The 18,887-nt window shown below is 60.3% G+C and carries 17 protein-coding genes and 1 pseudogene; 11 read left to right on the plus strand and 7 right to left on the minus strand.

The features are described from left to right. The 6 genes from HX855_RS03910 (at position 1) to HX855_RS03935 (ending at position 8,815) form a co-directional block, all read left to right on the plus strand. Positions 1-831, plus strand: coding sequence for a carbohydrate ABC transporter permease (locus HX855_RS03910; RefSeq protein ID WP_088424302.1), 831 nt, complete (start codon positions 1-3; stop codon positions 829-831). A 37-nt stretch (positions 832-868) separates the two neighbouring features. Further along, the gene (locus HX855_RS03915; RefSeq protein WP_177088924.1) at positions 869-1,972 is read left to right on the plus strand and encodes an ABC transporter ATP-binding protein; all 1,104 of its coding nucleotides are present in this window, start codon (positions 869-871) and stop codon (positions 1,970-1,972) included. A gap of 18 nt (positions 1,973-1,990) precedes the next feature. Further along, positions 1,991-3,472 carry a mannitol dehydrogenase family protein gene (locus tag HX855_RS03920; RefSeq protein WP_177088925.1) on the plus strand — a complete coding sequence of 494 codons (1,482 nt, stop codon included), beginning with the start codon at positions 1,991-1,993 and terminating at the stop codon, positions 3,470-3,472. 150 nt (positions 3,473-3,622) lie between these two features. Beyond that, a complete protein-coding gene (gene xylB / locus HX855_RS03925) occupies positions 3,623-5,104 on the plus strand; it encodes a xylulokinase (protein ID WP_177088926.1) in 1,482 nt (493 codons plus the stop codon). Between the two features lie 12 nt (positions 5,105-5,116). Then, positions 5,117-6,055: a carbohydrate kinase gene (locus HX855_RS03930; RefSeq protein ID WP_177088927.1), complete on the plus strand. Its 939-nt coding sequence runs from the start codon at positions 5,117-5,119 to the stop codon at positions 6,053-6,055. A 156-nt stretch (positions 6,056-6,211) separates the two neighbouring features. Next, a complete protein-coding gene (locus HX855_RS03935) occupies positions 6,212-8,815 on the plus strand; it encodes an autotransporter outer membrane beta-barrel domain-containing protein (RefSeq protein ID WP_177088928.1) in 2,604 nt (867 codons plus the stop codon). Between the two features lie 519 nt (positions 8,816-9,334). Here HX855_RS03935 and aqpZ read toward each other — a convergent pair. Together aqpZ and HX855_RS03945 are read right to left on the minus strand one after the other, a co-directional pair. After that, a complete protein-coding gene (aqpZ, locus tag HX855_RS03940) occupies positions 9,335-10,027 on the minus strand; it encodes an aquaporin Z (RefSeq protein ID WP_177088929.1) in 693 nt (230 codons plus the stop codon). 114 nt (positions 10,028-10,141) lie between these two features. After that, positions 10,142-11,383, minus strand: coding sequence for a hypothetical protein (locus HX855_RS03945; RefSeq protein ID WP_177088930.1), 1,242 nt, complete (start codon positions 11,381-11,383; stop codon positions 10,142-10,144). A 255-nt stretch (positions 11,384-11,638) separates the two neighbouring features. Between HX855_RS03945 and HX855_RS03950 the strand changes: the two genes are divergently transcribed. The 3 genes from HX855_RS03950 to HX855_RS03960 all read left to right on the plus strand — a co-directional run bounded on the left by HX855_RS03950 (position 11,639) and on the right by HX855_RS03960 (position 12,774). Continuing rightward, positions 11,639-11,860, plus strand: a complete 222-nt coding sequence (locus HX855_RS03950) for a hypothetical protein (RefSeq protein WP_177088931.1) — start codon at positions 11,639-11,641, stop codon at positions 11,858-11,860. A 158-nt stretch (positions 11,861-12,018) separates the two neighbouring features. Beyond that, the gene (locus HX855_RS03955; RefSeq protein WP_177088932.1) at positions 12,019-12,279 is read left to right on the plus strand and encodes a DUF2790 domain-containing protein; all 261 of its coding nucleotides are present in this window, start codon (positions 12,019-12,021) and stop codon (positions 12,277-12,279) included. 96 nt (positions 12,280-12,375) lie between these two features. Further along, positions 12,376-12,774: a hypothetical protein gene (locus HX855_RS03960; protein ID WP_177088933.1), complete on the plus strand. Its 399-nt coding sequence runs from the start codon at positions 12,376-12,378 to the stop codon at positions 12,772-12,774. Here the strand turns inward: HX855_RS03960 and HX855_RS03965 are convergent. Together HX855_RS03965 and ilvA are read right to left on the minus strand one after the other, a co-directional pair. After that, complete coding sequence (locus HX855_RS03965; protein ID WP_177088934.1) at positions 12,771-13,040, minus strand: DUF1652 domain-containing protein; 270 nt, start codon at positions 13,038-13,040, stop codon at positions 12,771-12,773. The genes HX855_RS03960 and HX855_RS03965 overlap by 4 nt on opposite strands. A 503-nt stretch (positions 13,041-13,543) precedes the next feature. Beyond that, positions 13,544-14,563 carry a threonine ammonia-lyase, biosynthetic gene (gene ilvA / locus HX855_RS03970; RefSeq protein ID WP_177088935.1) on the minus strand — a complete coding sequence of 340 codons (1,020 nt, stop codon included), beginning with the start codon at positions 14,561-14,563 and terminating at the stop codon, positions 13,544-13,546. Positions 14,564-14,821: 258 nt separating this feature from the next. Here ilvA and HX855_RS03975 point away from each other — a divergent pair, with 258 nt between their 5' ends. Beyond that, on the plus strand, positions 14,822-15,025 hold the full coding sequence (locus HX855_RS03975) for a ParD-like family protein (RefSeq protein WP_010169638.1): 204 nt from the start codon (positions 14,822-14,824) through the stop codon (positions 15,023-15,025). After that, entirely contained in the window at positions 15,022-15,777 is a 756-nt protein-coding gene (map, locus tag HX855_RS03980; RefSeq protein ID WP_177088936.1) for a type I methionyl aminopeptidase, read from the plus strand. The genes HX855_RS03975 and map overlap by 4 nt, the downstream gene beginning before the upstream one ends. A gap of 373 nt (positions 15,778-16,150) precedes the next feature. Here the strand turns inward: map and HX855_RS33780 are convergent. The 3 genes and pseudogenes from HX855_RS33780 to HX855_RS03990 form a co-directional block, all read right to left on the minus strand. Next, positions 16,151-16,276: pseudogene (locus tag HX855_RS33780) on the minus strand (outer membrane lipoprotein carrier protein LolA); the annotation flags it as partial. Then, entirely contained in the window at positions 16,273-17,214 is a 942-nt protein-coding gene (locus tag HX855_RS03985) for a magnesium transporter CorA family protein (RefSeq protein ID WP_177088937.1), read from the minus strand. The gene HX855_RS03985 and the pseudogene HX855_RS33780, both read right to left, overlap by 4 nt. Positions 17,215-17,220: 6 nt before the next feature. After that, on the minus strand, positions 17,221-18,807 hold the full coding sequence (locus HX855_RS03990; RefSeq protein WP_218175943.1) for a RimK family protein: 1,587 nt from the start codon (positions 18,805-18,807) through the stop codon (positions 17,221-17,223). Positions 18,808-18,887 lie beyond the last annotated feature (80 nt).

The following is an 18,887-nucleotide window of genomic DNA, read 5'->3' on the forward strand; positions in this document are numbered from 1 at the left end:
ATGACGCTTCAACAATCCCGCCGCCTGCAAAGCGTGTTGCTCGGTACCCTGGCCTGGGCCATCGCGATCCTGATTTTCTTCCCGATCTTCTGGATGGTGCTGACCAGCTTCAAGACCGAAATCGACGCGTTCGCCACGCCGCCGCAGTTCATCTTCACGCCGACGCTGGAGAACTACCTGCACATCAACGAGCGCAGCAACTACTTCAGCTACGCCTGGAACTCAGTGTTGATTTCGTTCAGCGCCACCGCCCTGTGCCTGCTGATCTCGGTACCGGCCGCCTACTCCATGGCGTTCTACGAGACCAAGCGCACCAAGGGCACGCTGCTGTGGATGCTCTCCACCAAGATGCTGCCGCCGGTGGGCGTGCTGATGCCGATCTACCTGCTGGCCAAGACCTTTGGCCTGCTGGACACCCGCATCGCGCTGATCATCATCTACACCCTGATCAACCTGCCGATCGTGGTCTGGATGGTTTACACCTACTTCAAGGACATCCCCAAGGACATCCTCGAAGCCGCCCGCCTGGATGGCGCAACCCTGTGGCAGGAAATGGTCCGGGTGCTGCTGCCGATCGCCAAGGGTGGCCTGGCCTCCACGGTGTTGCTGTCGCTGATCCTGTGCTGGAACGAGGCGTTCTGGTCGCTGAACCTGACGTCGTCCAACGCCGCGCCACTCACCGCATTGATCGCCTCCTACTCCAGCCCCGAAGGCTTGTTCTGGGCCAAATTGTCTGCCGTGTCGACCCTGGCCTGTGCGCCGATCCTGATCTTTGGCTGGATCAGCCAGAAACAGCTGGTCCGCGGCTTGTCCTTCGGCGCCGTGAAGTAACGGTTCCTTCAAACATATTTAGAAGCGGAGGCCCATCATGGCCAACCTGAAAATCAAGAATCTGCAAAAAGGCTTTGAAGGCTTGTCCATCATCAAGGGCATCGACCTTGAGGTGAACGACAAGGAGTTCGTGGTGTTCGTCGGCCCGTCGGGCTGCGGTAAATCCACCCTGCTGCGCTTGATTGCGGGCCTGGAAGAAGTCAGCGACGGCACCATCGAACTGGATGGCCGCGACATCACTGAAGTGACTCCGGCCAAGCGTGACCTGGCGATGGTGTTCCAGACCTACGCCCTGTACCCGCACATGAGCGTGCGTAAAAACATGTCGTTTGCCCTGGACCTGGCGGGTATCGACAAGAAAATTGTCGAGAGCAAAGTCAACGAAGCGGCGCGCATCCTCGAACTGGGCCCGTTGCTTGAGCGCAAGCCCAAGCAACTGTCGGGCGGCCAGCGTCAGCGGGTAGCGATCGGCCGCGCCATTGTGCGCAACCCGAAGATCTTCCTGTTTGATGAACCGCTGTCCAACCTCGATGCCGCCCTGCGGGTGCAGATGCGCCTGGAACTGTCGCGCCTGCATAAAGAGCTGCAAGCCACCATGATCTACGTGACCCACGACCAGGTTGAAGCCATGACCCTGGCCGACAAGGTGGTGGTGCTGAACGGCGGCCGTGTGGAACAGGTGGGCTCGCCGCTGGAGCTCTATCACCAGCCGGCCAACCTGTTTGTGGCGGGCTTTTTGGGCACGCCGAAAATGGGCTTCCTCAAAGGCAAGGTGACCCGCGTGGATGCCCAGGGCTGTGAACTCGAACTGGACGCCGGCGGCCGCATCAGCCTGCCCCTGATCAGCGCAACCTTGAGCGTCGGCAGCGCGGTGACCCTGGGCATTCGTCCGGAACACCTGGAAATCGCCTCCCCCGGGCAGGCCACCCTGACCGTCACCGCCGACGTCGGCGAGCGCCTGGGCAGCGACACGTTCTGCCACGTCATCACCGCCAGCAAAGAGCCGTTGACCCTGCGTATCCGCGGCGACATGGCCAGCCAATACGGCGAAACCCTGCAGCTGTACCTGGACCCGACCCAATGCCATCTGTTCGACGCTGACGGCGTTGCCGTGGCCCGCCCCCTGCGCGCTGCCGCCTGATTTCGCGAGAATTTCCCGATGAAACTGAACAAGCAAAACCTCACGCAACTGGCCCCTGAAGTACAGCTGCCGGCGTATGCGATTGCCGACACGCGCCAAGGCATCGCCCATATCGGTGTCGGCGGGTTCCACCGCGCCCACCAGGCGTATTACACCGATGCCTTGATGAACACGGGTGTGGGCCTGGACTGGAGCATCTGCGGTGTCGGCCTGCGCGCTGAAGACCGCAAGGCCCGGGACGACCTGGCCGGCCAGGACTACCTGTTCACCCTGTATGAACTGGGCGACACCGACAACACCGAAGTGCGGGTTATCGGTTCCATCAGCGACATGCTGCTGGCCGAAGACGGCGCCCAGGCGCTGATCGACAAGCTGGCCAGCCCGGAAATTCGCATCGTCTCGCTGACCATCACCGAAGGCGGCTACTGCATCGACGACAGCAACGGCGAGTTCATGGCCAACCTGCCGCAGATCCAGCACGACCTGGCCAACCCCGGCTCGCCGAAAACCGTGTTTGGTTTTATCTGCGCCGCGTTGACCCAGCGCCGCGCCGCCGGCGTTCCAGCCTTTACCGTAATGTCCTGCGATAACCTGCCCCACAACGGCGCCGTGACCCGCAAGGCCTTGCTGGCCTTCGCCGCATTGCATAACCCTGACCTGCATGATTGGATCAAGGCCAATGTGAGCTTTCCCAATGCCATGGTCGACCGCATCACGCCGATGACCAGCACCGCCCACCGCCTGCAACTGCACGACGAACACGGCATCGACGACGCCTGGCCGGTGGTGTGCGAACCGTTTGTGCAGTGGGTGCTGGAAGACAAATTCGTCAACGGCCGCCCGGCCTGGGAGACGGTGGGCGTGCAGTTCACCGATGACGTGACGCCCTACGAAGAAATGAAGATCGGCCTGCTCAACGGCAGCCACCTGGCGCTGACGTACCTGGGCTTCCTGAAGGGTTATCGCTTCGTCCACGAGACCATGAACGACCCACTCTTCGTGGCCTACATGCGCGCCTACATGGACCTGGACGTGACGCCAAACCTGGCACCGGTGCCGGGCATCGACCTGACCGACTACAAACAGACCCTGGTGGACCGTTTTTCCAACCAGGCGATTGCCGATCAGTTGGAGCGCGTGTGTTCCGACGGTTCGTCGAAGTTTCCCAAATTCACCGTACCGACCATCAACCGCCTGATCGCCGATGGCCGCGAGACCGAGCGTGCCGCGCTGGTGGTGGCGGCATGGGCCCTGTACTTGAAAGGCGTGGACGAGAATGGCGTGATCTATCGCATCCCGGATCCCCGCGCCGAGTTTTGCCAGGGGCTGGTGACGGAAGACGGGTTGATCAGCCAGCGGTTGCTGGGTGTGGAAGAGATTTTTGGTACGGCTATTCCCAACTCGCCCGAGTTTGTGGCAGCGTTTGAGCGGTGTTTCAACAGCCTGCAGGATGTGGGCGTGAGCAAAACGCTGGAGCGGCTGCTCGCCAATATCCACTGACAGAACCAAATCAAAATGTGGGAGCTGGCTTGCCTGCGATAGCGGTGTATCAGCTACATAGTTGCTGGTTGAAGGACCGCCATCGCAGGCAAGCCAGCTCCCACTTTGATCGCATTCTCACTCCAAAAACAACACTGCTGAGCGACGATCATGACCCAGCAAAACCTCTACCTCGGTATCGACTGCGGCACCCAGGGCACCAAGGCGGTCGTCCTCGACGCCACCAGCGGCAACGTGCTGGGCCTGGGCGCCGCCAGCCACAGCCTGATCAGCGGCGCCAACGGCCGCCGCGAACAGCACACCCAGGAGTGGCTGGACGCCTTCACCGAAGCCACCCACCGCGCCTTGCAACAGGCCGGCGTGGACGGCCAGGACATCCTCGCCATCGGCGTCTCCGGCCAGCAACACGGCCTGGTGCTGCTGGATGACCAGGGCCAGGTACTGCGCCCGGCCAAGCTGTGGTGCGACACCGAAACCGCACCGGAAAACGATCGCCTGCTGCAGCACCTCGGCGGCGAGCGTGGTTCCCTGGAACGCCTCGGCGTGGCCATCGCACCGGGCTATACCGTGTCCAAGCTGTTGTGGACCCGCGAACAGCACCCGGACGTTTTCGCGCGCATCGCCCATATCCTGCTGCCCCACGACTACCTCAACTACTGGCTCACCGGTCGCGCCTGCGCGGAATACGGTGATGCCTCCGGCACCGGTTATTTCAACGTGCGCACCCGGGAATGGGACCTCGCGCTGTTGCGCCACATCGACCCCGAAGGCCGCCTGGAAGCCGCGCTGCCTGAACTGATCGAAGCGGATCAAACCGTCGGTACTGTCCTGCCTGCCATCGCCGAACGCCTGGGCATCAACCCGAATGCGCGCGTCTCCAGCGGCGGCGGCGACAACATGATGGGCGCCATCGGCACCGGCAACATCGCCCCTGGCGTGATCACCATGAGCCTGGGTTCATCCGGCACCGTGTATGCCTTCGCCGATCAGGCCAACGTCAGCCCGCAGGCTTCAGTGGCAACGTTCTGCTCGTCCAGCGGCGGCTGGCTGCCGTTGATCTGCACCATGAACCTGACCAACGCCACGGGGGTTATCCGTGAGCTGTTCGACCTCGACCTGGCGGCCTTCAACGCCTTGGTAGCCGCGGCCCCGATTGGCGCTGACGGCGTGAGCATGCTGCCGTTCCTCAACGGCGAACGGGTGCCCGCCCTGCCCCACGCCACCGGTAGCCTGCACGGCTTGACCATGACCAACCTGACCCGCGCCAACCTGTGCCGCGCGGTGGTTGAAGGCACCACCTTCGGCCTGCGCTACGGCCTGGACCTGTTGCGCCAGACCGGCCTCGAAAGCCAGAGCATCCGCCTGATTGGCGGCGGTTCAAAAAGCCCGGTGTGGCGCCAGATGGTTGCCGATATCATGAACACCGAAGTGGTCTGCACCGAACAAAGCGAAGCCGCTGCCCTGGGCGCGGCGATCCAGGCGGCGTGGTGCCAGTCCGGTGAAAGCCTGGCGCAGCTGTGCCAGCGCTGCGTCAGCGTCGACGCGGCCAGCCGCACCCTGCCGGATGCCGGCAGCGTCAGCGCCTACCAGCAGGCTTATGAGCGTTATCAACAGCACGTGGCATCCCTTTAAGAGCGAACGAATATGTATTTGGTATGTGGCGAAGCGCTGTTTGATTTTTTCAGCGAGGACGATGCCAGCGGCAAGGCGTCGAGGGTCAATTACAAGGCGATTGCCGGCGGCTCGCCGTTCAACGTGGCGGTGGGTTTGCGCCGCCTGGGAATCGATGCGGGCTTTTTCGCCGGGATCTCCGACGACTACCTGGGCCGGCGCCTGTTGCAGGTGCTCAAGGAGGAAGGCGTGCGCGAGGATTTCCTGCTGGAATTCTGCGCGCCCACCACGCTGGCAATGGTCGCCGTGGGGGCCAATGGCTCACCGCAGTACAGCTTTCGCGGTGAAGGGTGCGCCGACCGCCAGCTGCAACTTGAACATTTGCCCGCATTGGGCGACGAAGTGCGTGGCGTCCATATCGGATCGTTTTCACTGGTGGTGCAGCCCATTGCCGACACGTTGCTGGCCCTGGTCCGCCGGGAAAGCGGCAAGCGCCTGATCAGCCTCGACCCCAACGTGCGCCTGAACCCGGAGCCGAACATCGAGCTGTGGCGTGCCCGTGTGGCCGAACTGGTCCAGCATGCCGACCTGATCAAGGTCAGCGATGAAGACCTGCACCTGCTCTACCCCGGCCAGACACCGGAAAGCGTCCTGCAAGGCTGGTTGCAGCACCGTTGCCAACTGGTGTTCCTGACCCGTGGCGGCGACGGCGCCACCGTGTTCAGCCGTCAGCACGGCACGTGGTCAGCGCCGGCCGTAAAAGTCGTCATGGCCGATACCGTGGGTGCTGGCGATACCTTCCAGGCGGCATTGATCACCTGGCTGACCGAGCAGCAACTGGACTCGGTGGAAGGCCTGCAACAGCTGACCCGCGAGCAGATCAACGGCATGCTCACCTTCGCCATTCGCGCAGCGGCACTCACCTGCGGCAAGACCGGTCCGGACCTGCCCTACCGTCGTCAGCTCGACTGACAGGCACCCCGCTCACACCCAATGCGCCACCCTGAAGCCACATAATATGTGGCTTTCAGCCATTATGTCGTCTGTCCGAAAGTCATGTGATGCGCGAGGATCTGTACTAAACCCTACGAAATGTATCGTTTTTTATAACAAAAGCAGGGCAGATAAATGCGCAATAAACGGACTTTCTCTCCTCGCGCCGTTTTGGCTGTCGGCATCCTCTCACTGCATTACCTCACGCCCCAGCAAGCCCAAGCGGCATGCGTGCTCACCCCGGGCCCGGGCAACGACACCTATACCTGTGACAGTGGCAGCAGCACCGGCCTCACTGACCTGCTGGGCAATAACACCCTGATTCTGCCGGCAGGTGGCACCGGTACCATCAATGGCGGCGTGACCTTTGGCACCGGCCAGGACGCGGTGCAAATCCGCTCGGGGCTGATTACCGGCGCGGTCCAGCAAGGCACCGGCATCGACGACTTCGTGATGAGTGGCGGGCAGATCCAGTCCCTTGCCCAGGGCGATGGCCGTGACACCTTTTTCATGAGCGGCGGCACCATCGTCGGTGCATTCGAAGACGGTGATGTGGCCCAACAGACCGGTGGCACCATCGGCCGGGTCGACATGAAGCTGGACAACAACATTTATGACATGTCTGGCGGGGCGATCCTCGGCAACCTGGTGACCGGTTTTGGTACCGATACGATCATCGTTTCCGGGGGTTCCATCGGCGGCAACATCAGCACCAGTGGCGGCGATGACAGCATCAGCATCAGTGGTGGCGTGATCAACGGCGAGATTCGCGCCAGCGTCGGCAATGACACCTTCAACTGGACCAATGGCGGCCAGATCAAATCCGCCGTGCTGATGGGCGATGGCAACGACACCGCGCTGCTCAGCGGCCTCAATGAAACCCTGCTCGGCTCCACACCCTCGATTGACGGCGGCCTGGGCAACGACCAATTGACCTTCGACAACACCACGTCCAGTACCGCCGCGCGTTACATCGGTTGGGAGACGGTCAACCTCAATAACAACTCACGCTTCGACCTGGCCGCAGACTTTTTCCTCGGCGACAGCGGCAGCAATACCGGCACCTTCAATATCGACGGCAGCAGCACGTTGGGCGTTACCCAAGGCAGCATCCGCCCCTACACCGCAGGCGCTCTGGCGACTCTCAATAACGCCGGCACCATCGACATGACCAGCCGCAGCAACAGCGCCACGGACACGTTGACGGTGTATGGCAACTATGTCGGCAACAACGGCCAACTGTGGCTGCAATCGGTACTCGGTGATGACAGTTCCGCCAGCGACAAGCTGGTGGTGTCCGACGGTACCATCAGCGGGCATACCCAGCTGGCCGTGACTAACCTCGGCGGCGCGGGCGGGTTTACGCAAAATAACGGGATCGAGGTGGTGCAAGCGCTCAATGGAGCGACCAGCAGCACCGACGCCTTTGCCCTGAAAGGCTCGGTGTCTGCCGGTGCCTACGAATACCTGCTGTTCAAGGGCGGCGTCACCGCAGGCACGGAGAACAACTGGTACTTGCGCTCCTCGGTGGTTGCCGTGCAACCGCCAGCAGTTGCGCCGGTGCCACCTACGCCACCGGTGGTGGTGCCCGTGCCCCCCATCCCGCCGGTACCGCCGGTGGTCGCCCCGGATGAGCCGCCCGTGGAACCACCGACCGCACAGCCCGTCGCGCCGGTTGAGCCCCCTGCTCCACCGCCCAGCCAGGAAGCAGCGGCCAACTCGCCCGAGTCGGCCGCCAGCAACCCTGTTTTACCATCCGCCATCGCCGGCGCCGAGCCAATCCCCTTGTATCGCCTCGAAGTGCCGGTGTACTCGGTGGTCGTCCCCGCCGCGCAATTAATGACGCTGCAAGCCCTGGGCACCTTCCATGACCGGCAGGGCGAACAGAGCCTGCTCAGCGAAACCGGAGCAGTGCCGGCGGGCTGGGGCCGCGCCTATGGCAGCGACTTCAACAAAAGCTGGACAGGCACCGTCTCGCCGAGCTTCGACGGTTCCATCAAAGGCTATCAGGTCGGCCATGACCTCTACGCCGCCGAGACCAGCGGCGGGCAGACCCAGCGTTTCGGTCTGTTCATCGGCCAAAGCCGCCTGCAAGGTGACATCAAAGGCTTCGCCATGGGCTTTGAGGACACCCGTTCCGGGCGGGTGAAACTGGACGGCGATAACTTCGGCGCCTACTGGACCCTGACCGACCCCAAAGGCTGGTATGTGGACCTGGTGGCCATGGGCACGCGCTTTGACGGTGACAGCAAGTCCGACCGTGACGTGAAGATCGACAACAAAGGCCATGCGCTGGCGTTGTCGGCAGAAGCCGGCTATCCCATTGCCGTGTCCGATCATTGGGTGGTGGAACCCCAAGTGCAAGTGATCAACCAGCACATCGACATGGACAGCCAGAACGACGGTATCTCCAAGGTGTCTTTCGATTCCCAGGATTACTGGACCGGCCGCCTGGGCGCACGTCTGAAGGGGCGTTACCTGGTGCAGAACACACCCATCGAGCCCTATGTGCGGGTCAACGCGTGGCGCACCTTTGGCGGCAGCGACACCGTGACGTACGACGATGTCGACCGGATTAAAACCGATCACAAGTCGTCCACCGCCGACCTGGGCGTAGGGGTTGTCGCCAAGTTGTCGTCCACCGTCAGCGTGTACCTGGCGGCGGACTACAACACCCAACTGGACAGCAATGCGTTTGAAGGTGTCAGCGGCAATGCCGGGGTGCGGGTCAGTTGGTAGGGATGGCTCTTACAGGTCGGCTACTCTCTTTTTACTGCCGCCACAACCTGTCAACTCTGACAGTTGTCATTTCTTTTTTTTGTGCCATAACTCAGGCATGAGAAAGGAGTAGCGAATATGTTATCCGTCATGCAACCCAACAGTCGGCGCACTCAACCAACAGATTCCAGGCCGGGTAGTAGAACGGTCTTTGCAATAACGATTATAGCGACACTGTTTGCTTGTGGGGGCGCTTTGGCGCAGCCGCTCAATCTAGGCGACGCTCAAAATACATTCGGGGCTTTTCGTCTGGATGGTATCAGTACCAACAGCAATATTATTGTTGTCGATTGGGGCGCTCTCAGTACTGGAGACAACAGCGAGAGCGCTTTGTTTTTGCAGGGAACCAACGGGACCGAAACCCTCGGAGGCGCGCTTTTACAATTCTCACTGCCCTGAAGATCCCGCCTGGCTTGCCGTCCCTGGCCCGAAACGGAGGGAGTCGGCAAGCAACATCCACGTGCCCCCCCTCTCGTCGACTTACGCTTCCTTTGGACAGGTCACCGCCCTCGCCACCACAGCTCCCACCACCGCACCGACCATCGGTGCCAGCCAGAACGCCCACAGTTGCATCAGGTATTCCCCTCCCGCAAATAGCGCCGGCCCGGTGCTGCGCGCCGGGTTGACCGAGGTGTTGGTCACGGGAATGGCCACCAGGTGGATCAGGGTCAGTGTCAGGCCAATCGCAATCGGCGCAAACCCCGCGGCCGAACCCGGACCGGTGACGCGCATGATGATGAACACAAAGAAGAACGTCGCCACCGCCTCAACCACCAACGCGGCCAGCAGGCTGTACTGCCCGGGGCTCAGGTGGTCATAGCCATTGGCGGCGAACGCGCCCATTTCAAAGTCTGGCCGGCCGCTGGCAATCAGCGCCAGCACGGCGGCAGCAACCATTGCGCCCGCGACCTGGGCAATGATGTAGGGCACGACATCAACGCCCGGCACACGACGGCCAACCCACAGGCCGATGGTCACCGCCGGGTTGAAGTGCGCGCCCGAAATGCCTCCCACCGCGTATGCCATGGTCAGCACCGTAAGGCCAAAGGCCAGGGCAACACCGGCAAAACCAATACCCAATTCCGGAAACGCCGCGGCAAGTATCGCGCTGCCACAGCCACCGAACGTCAGCCAGAACGTCCCCAAAAACTCTGCTGCGATTTTCTTTTGCAAACCCAACTCCACCTGATACCAACGCCATCCGATTGATGGACCCGGTGGCGACGGTAGCAAGAGGGATCACCCCGCCTGTATCAGACTTATCTGGTTAACAGGAAAGCTTAGTGTCTATGGCAGCGTTGCAACGACAGCGTCGTCGGTACCAACGCTATCCTCAGCACCTCCCGCCGCGTAGGTGCCGTTCGACGATATCGCCGTCAGCCGGCTTTCCTGACCGCCGCTGAATTGTGGAATAGCCACGGTGCCGGTCGTAGAAGTCCAGGTAGCGGCCTGAGCATGCTCACCGGCGTTTTCGCTGGTGAGTGCTACGGTGTTGTTATCACTCAACCCCACAAAGCCTATGTGCGTACCGCCCGCAAGCATCGGGATCAATTGGGTGATACCCGTCGAGGGTGTCCAAAAAGCCAATTGGCCGTGGCCATTACTGTCTTGGTAAGACACAACGGCATTTCCGTTATTGTTCAACCGAAGCCCGGCGATTCGAGGTGTACCCGGCACGCCGCTGATACTGCTCAGTTGAACCGGGGTGGCGCTTGGACTGGCCCAGTAAACGGCATGGGGCACATCCGGAGCCGAGAAGTGACAGGTGCCGACAAACTGCACCACATCATTGACGCTACTTACGCTGCAACCCGTGCTGCCGGCCGGTATGGGCAACGTCGTAGTAAAGAGCGTGCCGAGCAGTCCGGTTTTTTGCACGACTTTGGCGACGGTGTTACTGGACCCGGGATTCGGGCAGTTGAGAGCAACGCTAGGCACTCCATTTATAGGTGTGTTGTTAAAGTCGGCGACAAAGCAGTTGTCATGCAGCGCGGATACCTGAAGCGGCGCCGTGCTCCCCGAAAACCACAGGACTGCTGTCGCAACATTAGTACCACTTAAACTTGCCCCCCCTAACACATCGCTCTGGTTGAAGGCGGTGATGGCAGTGCGGACTTCGGGCAGCAATCCTGTGCCGAGTACCGAGACCGCTTGCAATGCGGCAGGTGCAGCACTTGGTGTTGAGCTGTTCCAAATTACAGCGGTGGACCGGTTGTCCGCCATTTTGCAGGTCCCGGCTATTTGCCCATTATTGTCGATAGCCAAGGCAGTACAGCCTTGGCCGCTTACCAGCGGCTGCAACGGGACTTCAGTGCCGGCAGTGATCGCGACCCACGCCACCGATGGCCCGGAAGAATTGCCCGGTGTGCAGGTGCCCACCACAACGCCCGAATTATTGACACCCTGGGAAACACATTGCGCCCCGGCGGCCGTTCCTTCCCCGACAAACGTGGCCGCGCTGACCAGCCCCGTATGGGCGATAGCGCCCACCATAGAGAGGGCAAGCGTACTTTTGATCAACTTTTTCATGGCTGTTCTTTCCCTGGAGGCCGAATTTCATGGTCGGCGAATGACACTTTTCAAGCGCCGGGCCACCTAAGTTATGGCATAGATTCCAGGGCCAACAACTGTCAAAGTTGACAGGTTGTGCGACGAGAAAAAAAGGCGTAATTGGTGGACTTCGAGCGATCACGGCAATGTCGCGAGCAGCACCTGCGTAGCCGAAATCGCGCTGGATGGGACGCAAGCAGCCGTTGACGCGTCATGACCCGATAGGTTTCTTCCGTGAAAACTGCAATGGTCTGGTTAGTGTGGGGCATGGCGCTGGCGACATCAGCGGTACATGGCGAGCACCTTGATACCGAGGTACCACTCGGGCTTGTTCCCTTTGAGTCCACCGCTTTTACATTTGATACGCATATTTTTGAAGATGTGCTGCTTAAGGCCGACTTATTTCCCGTCGCAGCAGACTCATATACATCGCCCGCCCTACTGCCCAATTGGTAGGCAAGATGAAGCTTTTGTCAGTAAAGCCTCAATTAATCCATGGTTAATCCGCCGAGACGAGAGTTGAATCGACCGCACTCGCACGGCTCCGGCCGTTGCCCAGGGCGGCCGCGACTTATCACGTTGATAAGCCCGCGAACGACTTGCGGAGATACACCATGAAACTGCGTACGTTAATGCTCGGTGCTGCACTGGCCCTGACGGCTGTCACGGGGATCGCGCAGGCGGATACCGCGCCCGTGGTCACGCCTTATAAATACGGCCAGAAGATGGATGTGCAGAAGGTGTTGGCCATGCATGAAACCGATACCAACGAGTGCAAAGTGATCAAGGCCGATATCAAGTTCGTGGACAGCGCCGGCAAAATCCAGGATGTGGGCTATCGCAAACTGTCCGAGGCCTGTGATTTCCAGAATTGATGCCCTGACAACGCCGTTGCAGGGGTGAGCCCGCTCGCTCCTGCGGTTGCCAAGCGTTATCCTTGCGCCCTTGTCTATCGGCTGAAAGGATTCGCCATGCAGTTGCACTTCCGCCCCCTCGCCCTGTTCACCGCCCTGCTGTGCTTCGCCCTTGCGCTGATCTGGGGTTTGCGCCCCGACCTGCTGCTGTGGGTGTGGAGTGTTGAATACTCCAGCGCCACCGGCCTGGTCGCCCGCCGCAATGCCGCGTTGTTCCTCGCCATCGGCATCATGTTTTACCGCGCCCGCCATGCCCCGCCCGATGCGACACGACACGCCCTGACCTCCGGCTTTGTGGCGGGCTGTTTTGTGCTGGCGACACTGGGAATCAGCGAATGGATCAGCGGCCACGCGGGCCCGGGGATTTTGCTGGCGGTGATCACGGAAACGGCGTTGGGCCTGGCATTTATCCAGGCCCGCAAGTCTTCACTGACTGAAGCTCAGCCGTCCGTTTAATAGTAGGGACGCGCTCCGGCTCTCTTGAGTGCCGGGGCGTGGGTATGCTTGAGGTCTTCGCGCAACTCGGTAATCAAGTTGCAGATCGCCCGACTGCTGTCGAGCTTGTTGGCACAAATGCCGGTCACCACCAGGTCAACCCGGTCATGGTCGATCTCGTGATAAACCTTCACCGTCAGCGAAGCGTCTGGCGCCTTGGTGACTTCACAACGTTTAGGCAGGAAACTTCCTTCAATAATGCCGCGTAGTTCCAGATCCGAAAGCATGGCCGACCTCTCCTTTTATGAGATTGCCAATCGATTGTTATCAATGTCGTTATTACGGGCGACCGTACTGAAACGGTTGCCCTTTGCGCCTTACCGGCCCTGGCAGGCGACTTCACTTACCCAGCGTACTAGGCCGATTCGAGACGCGTTGGATCCTTTCCTCATAAGCAGCAGCGTTACTTATATAAGTTACGTGGCAGACCGCCATTAACCCTCCGTTCGAGGGGTTAGTCACCGTGTGGCTCGCTCATTCAGAGTTGTAACAAGATCTTTTAAAGCATTAAACATGCCGCCAGGGATGCGCCGGTGCGCCCCTGAAAAATTGGCACATCCGGACAAAAAACATCGCGCCGGTTCATGCATCCTGCAATAACCCCCGTTTGGCATCATGCAAATTGAAAGGCCGCCCGTTATAAGTGCGGGAAAGGCACTTTTTATGTATTAAAAAACCCTATCCAAACGGGTGATTCACACCTTGATTAAACATTCGTTAGATGAAACGTTTAACCTGCCTGTGCCGCCACTCGTTCAGCAACATGTCGCAAACTATCGAAGTTGATATTGGCCCCTGAGTTGATCGCCACCCATGTTTGCCCCTGAATACCCGTCTTCTCGACATGCTTGCAGATGCCGGCCACGGCCAGCGCGCCGGAAGGCTCGGTGATCGACCGCGTGTCGTCGTAAATCAGTTTGATGGCACTGCACAGTTCGTCGTTGCTGACGGTGATCACCTCATCCACGTGGTGCCGGCAGATTTCAAACCCGTAGGCGCCGATCTGCGCCACGGCCGTGCCATCGGCAAAACTGTCGACACTCGGCAGCACCACACGCTCGCCGGCACGCAAGGCCGCCAACAGGCAACTGGAACCTTCTGGCTCGACGCCGATGATGCGCACTTCAGGGCGCAGGTATTTGACGTAGGCCGCGATACCCGCGATCAACCCGCCGCCGCCCACCGGCACAAAGATCGCGTCCAACGGGCCTTGCTGGTGGCGCAACACTTCCATGGCCACCGTGCCCTGCCCCGCGATCACATCCGGGTCGTCGAACGGCGAAACAAAGGCGCTGCCCGTGGCCTCGGCCAGTTGCAGTGCATGGGCCAGGGCAAACGGAAAGCTCGCCCCCTGCAACACGGCTTCGCCGCCGCGGGAGCGCACGCCCAGCACCTTCAATTCGGGGGTGCTGCAGGGCATCACGATGGTCGCCTTGATCCCCAACTCCCGCGCCGCCAACGCCACACCCTGGGCATGGTTGCCCGCCGACGCCGTTACCACGCCCCGGGCCTTTTGCTCATCGCTCAGTTGCACCAGCTTGTTGTAGGCACCGCGAATCTTGAAGGAAAAGGTCGGTTGCAGGTCTTCGCGCTTGAGCAGGATCTGGTTGCCCAACAACGCCGACAGCGCCGGCGCGGCCTGCAATGGCGTACGCACCGCCAGGTCGTAGACCGGGGCGGCCAGGATCTTTTTCACGTAGTGCTCAAGCAATCCCGAATCGTGGGCCTGGCTCGCTGGGCGGGTACTCATGGGTGTCTCCTGGGTGTTTACAGGGCCCAGGAGACGGAAAAACAAAACCCGCCTCTAGGGCGGGTTTGGGTGCAGCCGAGCGCTATCCCGCCAAATGAGGAATGGCGGTAATAATGCTTGGCTGGCAACGAAGGGTTTGAAATGTCATGAATCAAAATTAACCGGCGCTGCCGGGCAAGTCAATGGCGAAACGCCAGGCTTTACGGGAAGCATACGAAACGTATACGCTTTGTATATCCACTCAGCACAGTGAAGCTCATGGGCATCGTCAAGATCACCGACCAATTGCACGAACAACTCCGTCTGGCCAGCGCCACCATGGACCGTTCCATCAACGCCCAGGCCGAGTTCTGGATCAAGATCGGCCTGCTCGCCGAACTCAATCCGCACCTGGCTTACAACGACCTGATCAACAAACTGTTGCTGGACAAACCCGACCTGATCCGGGGGCGCAGCCAATGATCAAGACTGCCGAGCAACTCGCCGTGATGCGCGAATCCGGCCGCCTGTTGGCCAAGGTCTTCACCCTGCTCGATAGCTATGTCGCCGCCGGCCAGTCGACGCTTGAGATCGACAGCGCCGTGGAAGCCTTCATCCGCAACGACCTGCAATCGCGGCCCGCGAGCCTGGGCCAGTACGACTACCCCTTCTGCATCAACACTTCGATCAACGAGGTGGTGTGCCACGGCATGCCGAGTGCAAAAGACGTGCTCAAGGACGGCGACATCGTCAACATCGACATCACCCTGGAAAAAGGCGGCTTTATTGCCGACTCCAGCAAGATGTACATGATTGGCAACGTCGCACCCAAGGCCAGGCGCCTGGTTGAGATGACCTTTGAAGCCATGTGGGCCGGCATCCGCCAGGTCAAGCCCGGCGCACGCCTGGGGGATATCGGCTACGCCATCCAGAGCCATGCCCAGAGCAACGGCTACAGCGTGGTGCGTGAATATTGCGGGCACGGCATTGGCCGGGAGATGCACGAAGACCCGCAGATCCTGCACTTTGGCCGCCCCGGTACCGGAATGGAACTGCGTGAAGGCATGGTGTTTACCATTGAGCCGATGCTTAACCAGGGCAGCGCGAAGGTGCGCAGCTTGAAGGATGGCTGGACGGTGGTGACGCGGGACAACAGCTTGTCGGCGCAGTGGGAACATACCGTGGCAGTGACGCGGGACGGGTTTGAGGTGTTGACGTTGCAGCCGGACGCCTGAATCACACAAATCCCCTGTGGGAGCGGGCTTGTGTGGGAGCGGGCTTGCTCGCGAAGGCGGTGTGTCAGCCACCGAATGCATCAACGCGAAGACTGCATTCGCGAGCAAGCCCGCTCCCACATTTGGACCGTGCCCGCTTCAGTTTTTGATGATCGTTCCCACGCTCTGCGTGGGACCGCCGCCCCGGACGCTCTGCGTCCAGCTGACGATGCAAGGCTCAAGCCTTGCACAGTGGTGACGCAGAGCGTCACGGGATGCATTCCCACGCAGAGCGTGGGAACGATCACAAACGATCGCAGCTTGTCGGCGCAGTAGGAACCTACCGTGGCGGTGACGCGGGGCGGGTTTGAGGTGTTGACCCTACAGCCCGTCCGACCCAAATCACTGTAGGAGCGAGCTTGCTCGCGAAAAACCTGAGAGCACCGCATGCATGCAGGATATCCCCGTCATCGTTGACGATTTTCGCGAGCAAGCTCGCTCCTACAGTGGATCCGTTCACACCGCCTTGTCGCCATTCCCCGCAATCCGCTTCAACCCCAACACCATCAACCCCGCCCCCAACCCCATCGCCGCCATAAACAACGGGTACGAAATCCACCACGGCGTGCCCGCCGTCATCATGCTGAACTCCGACATCCCGCCCACGCTGGCGATCAGGTTCAACGGCAAAAACACCACGTTGATCAACGTCAGCTTGCGCAGCAGGTTGTTCATGCTGTTGTTCATCAGGTTGCCCCGGGCATCGATCAGCCCGGAGAACACGTTGGAGTAAATCTCCGCCTGCTTGTAGCACTGGTTGTTCTCGATGATCAGGTCATCGATCAGGCCCAATGTTTCAGCGCTGAAATGTTCCTTCTCCCCATGGTTGCGCAGGCGCGTCAGCACCGCGCCGTTGCTGTGCAGGGCGTTGATGTAATAGATCAGGCTTTCGCTGAGGCTGAACATCTGCATCAGGTGGCGGTTGCTCATCGATGCGTTGAACTGCTGCTGCAACTCCCGGGCGACCATCTTGATCACCTTGAGGTGGCCCAGGTAGTGGTGGATGTTGTTGAGCAGCAGGTCCAGCAATACATCCAGCGGCGTGCGCAACGGCCGGCGCGCCCCGAGCCCGGACAACTGGCTGTCATCGGTGGCGATCACCAGCAACTGATCCCCGGAAAACAGCAAGCCGCAGGACGCCACTTCAAACACCAGGTTGCCGCCGCCGGAGTAGTTCTCCGGGCGCTTCCAGATCAGGAACAGGTTCTCGGGGTGGAACTCGATGCGGGACACTTCGTCCGGGTCCAGGGCCGAGGCCAGGGCATGTTCATCGAGCTTGTAGCAGTCGCGCAGGTACTTGCGCTCGTGGGCGTCCGGATTGCTGAAGAGCAGGACGTTCCCGTCGTCCCCCAGGCTGTTGTACAACTTGCCGTCGGATAATTCAAAGCGCTGGATCATCGCGCGTCACCACACCTGGCCTTGACGCTTCAACTCCAGGCGTCGCACAAACTCCTCCAGCACCAGGGAATACAAGTCGTCTTGCAGGTAGGCGTCTTCGATGCCGGCGTCCATGTTGGGGTTGTCGTTGACCTCGATCACCACCACTTTATCGCCGGATTGCTTGAGGTCCACGCCGTACAGGCCGTCGCCGATCAGGTTGGCGGTTTTCACCGCCAGTTCCACCACCGCCTTGGGCGCCTCGTGGACCGCCAAGGTACGGCACTCGCCGTTGATGTCCTGGCCGATGGCCTTGTGGTTGTAGATCTGCCAATGGCCCTTGGACATGAAGTACTGGCAGGCAAAGATCGGTTTGCGGTTGAGCACGCCGATGCGCCAGTCGTACTCGGTGTAGAAAAATTCCTGGGCCAGCAACAACACCGAATGTTCGAACAGTTCGGCGGTGGCGGTCAGCAGCGCTTGCTGGCTTTCGACCTTGATCACGCCGCGGGAGAAACACCCGTCGGGGATCTTCAGCACCAGCGGGAAGCCGAGGCGCTCGCCCACCCGTTCGAAATCTTCGGGTCGCTCCTTGTAGAGAATTTCGGTGGCGGGCATGCCCAATTGATGGCTTTTCAGCAGGTCGGTGAGGTAGACCTTGTTGGTGCAGCGCAGGATCGACGCCGGGTCGTCCATCACCACCAGCCCTTCGCTCTCGGCCTTTTTGGCAAAGCGGTAGGTGTGGTTGTCGACGCTGGTGGTCTCGCGGATCAGCAAGGCGTCGTATTCGGCCAGGCGGGCGTAGTCCTTGCGTTCGATCAGCTCGACATCGATGCCCAGCCCCTTGCCGACCCGTACGAAATTCTCCAGGGCGCGGGCGTTGGAAGGCGGCAATTGTTCCTGCGGGTCGTGGAGGATCGCCAGGTCGTAGCGGGCCAGACGGCGGGAGCGCGGTTGCCGCCAGATCTTGCGGCTGAAGTTGTCCAGGGCATTGGCAAATTGATCTTCCTGATCATCGCGCAACTTGTGCAGCACCCCGGATTTAATACCTTCGATGTGCCAGCCGTTATTCTTGCGGAACTCAACTAACAGAATCGGACAGGGAAACGCTTCAAACAACTGCCGGGCCAAATCCTGCAAGGGTTCAATATTGGTTCGGCCAAAATAAAGTGTCAGGGTAAAGCCTTCGGTGTTGCTGTAGAGATGATGACTCAAGGCTTTATCAAGGGTTTTATCCAGGTCATCCAGGGCCAGGCCGTACAGCGACTTTTTCGTCAGTTCGCTGATGGTGCGCACCGACGGAATGACCTTGTGGCCCCGCGCCTCGGCCAGCAGCGAGCAGTAGTAACCGTGCCCCAGGTACTTGTAGCTGCGGCACAGGTTGATCACCTGCACCCGCTTGCCCGTCTCGTTTTCCCGGGTTTGCTCCAGGTACTCCTGGGCGGTGACGATGTCTTCGCTGGGGAAGTACGACGCCCAGTCTTCCTTGCGCTCGACAATGATCACGACTTGACTTGCACTCTTGGGAGGGCTGGAAAAATAACCGCTGGAAGTTATTGTCGCCGACACGGTTTGCTCGGATACTTCACGCCAATGACCTTGTACCGCTGACATAGTGATTGATCCGCTTTAGAGAACTAGACCTTTTCTATTAAGCACGATCTTTTAGAGAAGTCCCGTTTCGTTACGTAACT

It is taken from the genome of Pseudomonas sp. IPO3778 (assembly GCF_013386825.1).
Lineage (GTDB): Bacteria > Pseudomonadota > Gammaproteobacteria > Pseudomonadales > Pseudomonadaceae > Aquipseudomonas.

Coding starts and splice junctions, on each gene's coding strand:
- HX855_RS03910 (WP_088424302.1), top strand. CDS start 1: ATGACGCTTCAACAATCCCGCCGCCTGCAAAGCGTGTTGCTCGGTACC.
- HX855_RS03935 (WP_177088928.1), top strand. CDS start 6,212: ATGCGCAATAAACGGACTTTCTCTCCTCGCGCCGTTTTGGCTGTCGGC.
- HX855_RS03965 (WP_177088934.1), bottom strand. CDS start 13,040: ATGCTTTCGGATCTGGAACTACGCGGCATTATTGAAGGAAGTTTCCTG.
- HX855_RS03915 (WP_177088924.1), top strand. CDS start 869: ATGGCCAACCTGAAAATCAAGAATCTGCAAAAAGGCTTTGAAGGCTTG.
- map (WP_177088936.1), top strand. CDS start 15,022: ATGATCAAGACTGCCGAGCAACTCGCCGTGATGCGCGAATCCGGCCGC.
- HX855_RS03975 (WP_010169638.1), top strand. CDS start 14,822: ATGGGCATCGTCAAGATCACCGACCAATTGCACGAACAACTCCGTCTG.
- HX855_RS03930 (WP_177088927.1), top strand. CDS start 5,117: ATGTATTTGGTATGTGGCGAAGCGCTGTTTGATTTTTTCAGCGAGGAC.
- HX855_RS03955 (WP_177088932.1), top strand. CDS start 12,019: ATGAAACTGCGTACGTTAATGCTCGGTGCTGCACTGGCCCTGACGGCT.
- HX855_RS03985 (WP_177088937.1), bottom strand. CDS start 17,214: ATGATCCAGCGCTTTGAATTATCCGACGGCAAGTTGTACAACAGCCTG.
- HX855_RS03920 (WP_177088925.1), top strand. CDS start 1,991: ATGAAACTGAACAAGCAAAACCTCACGCAACTGGCCCCTGAAGTACAG.
- HX855_RS03960 (WP_177088933.1), top strand. CDS start 12,376: ATGCAGTTGCACTTCCGCCCCCTCGCCCTGTTCACCGCCCTGCTGTGC.
- xylB (WP_177088926.1), top strand. CDS start 3,623: ATGACCCAGCAAAACCTCTACCTCGGTATCGACTGCGGCACCCAGGGC.
- HX855_RS03990 (WP_218175943.1), bottom strand. CDS start 18,807: ATGTCAGCGGTACAAGGTCATTGGCGTGAAGTATCCGAGCAAACCGTG.
- ilvA (WP_177088935.1), bottom strand. CDS start 14,563: ATGAGTACCCGCCCAGCGAGCCAGGCCCACGATTCGGGATTGCTTGAG.
- HX855_RS03945 (WP_177088930.1), bottom strand. CDS start 11,383: ATGAAAAAGTTGATCAAAAGTACGCTTGCCCTCTCTATGGTGGGCGCT.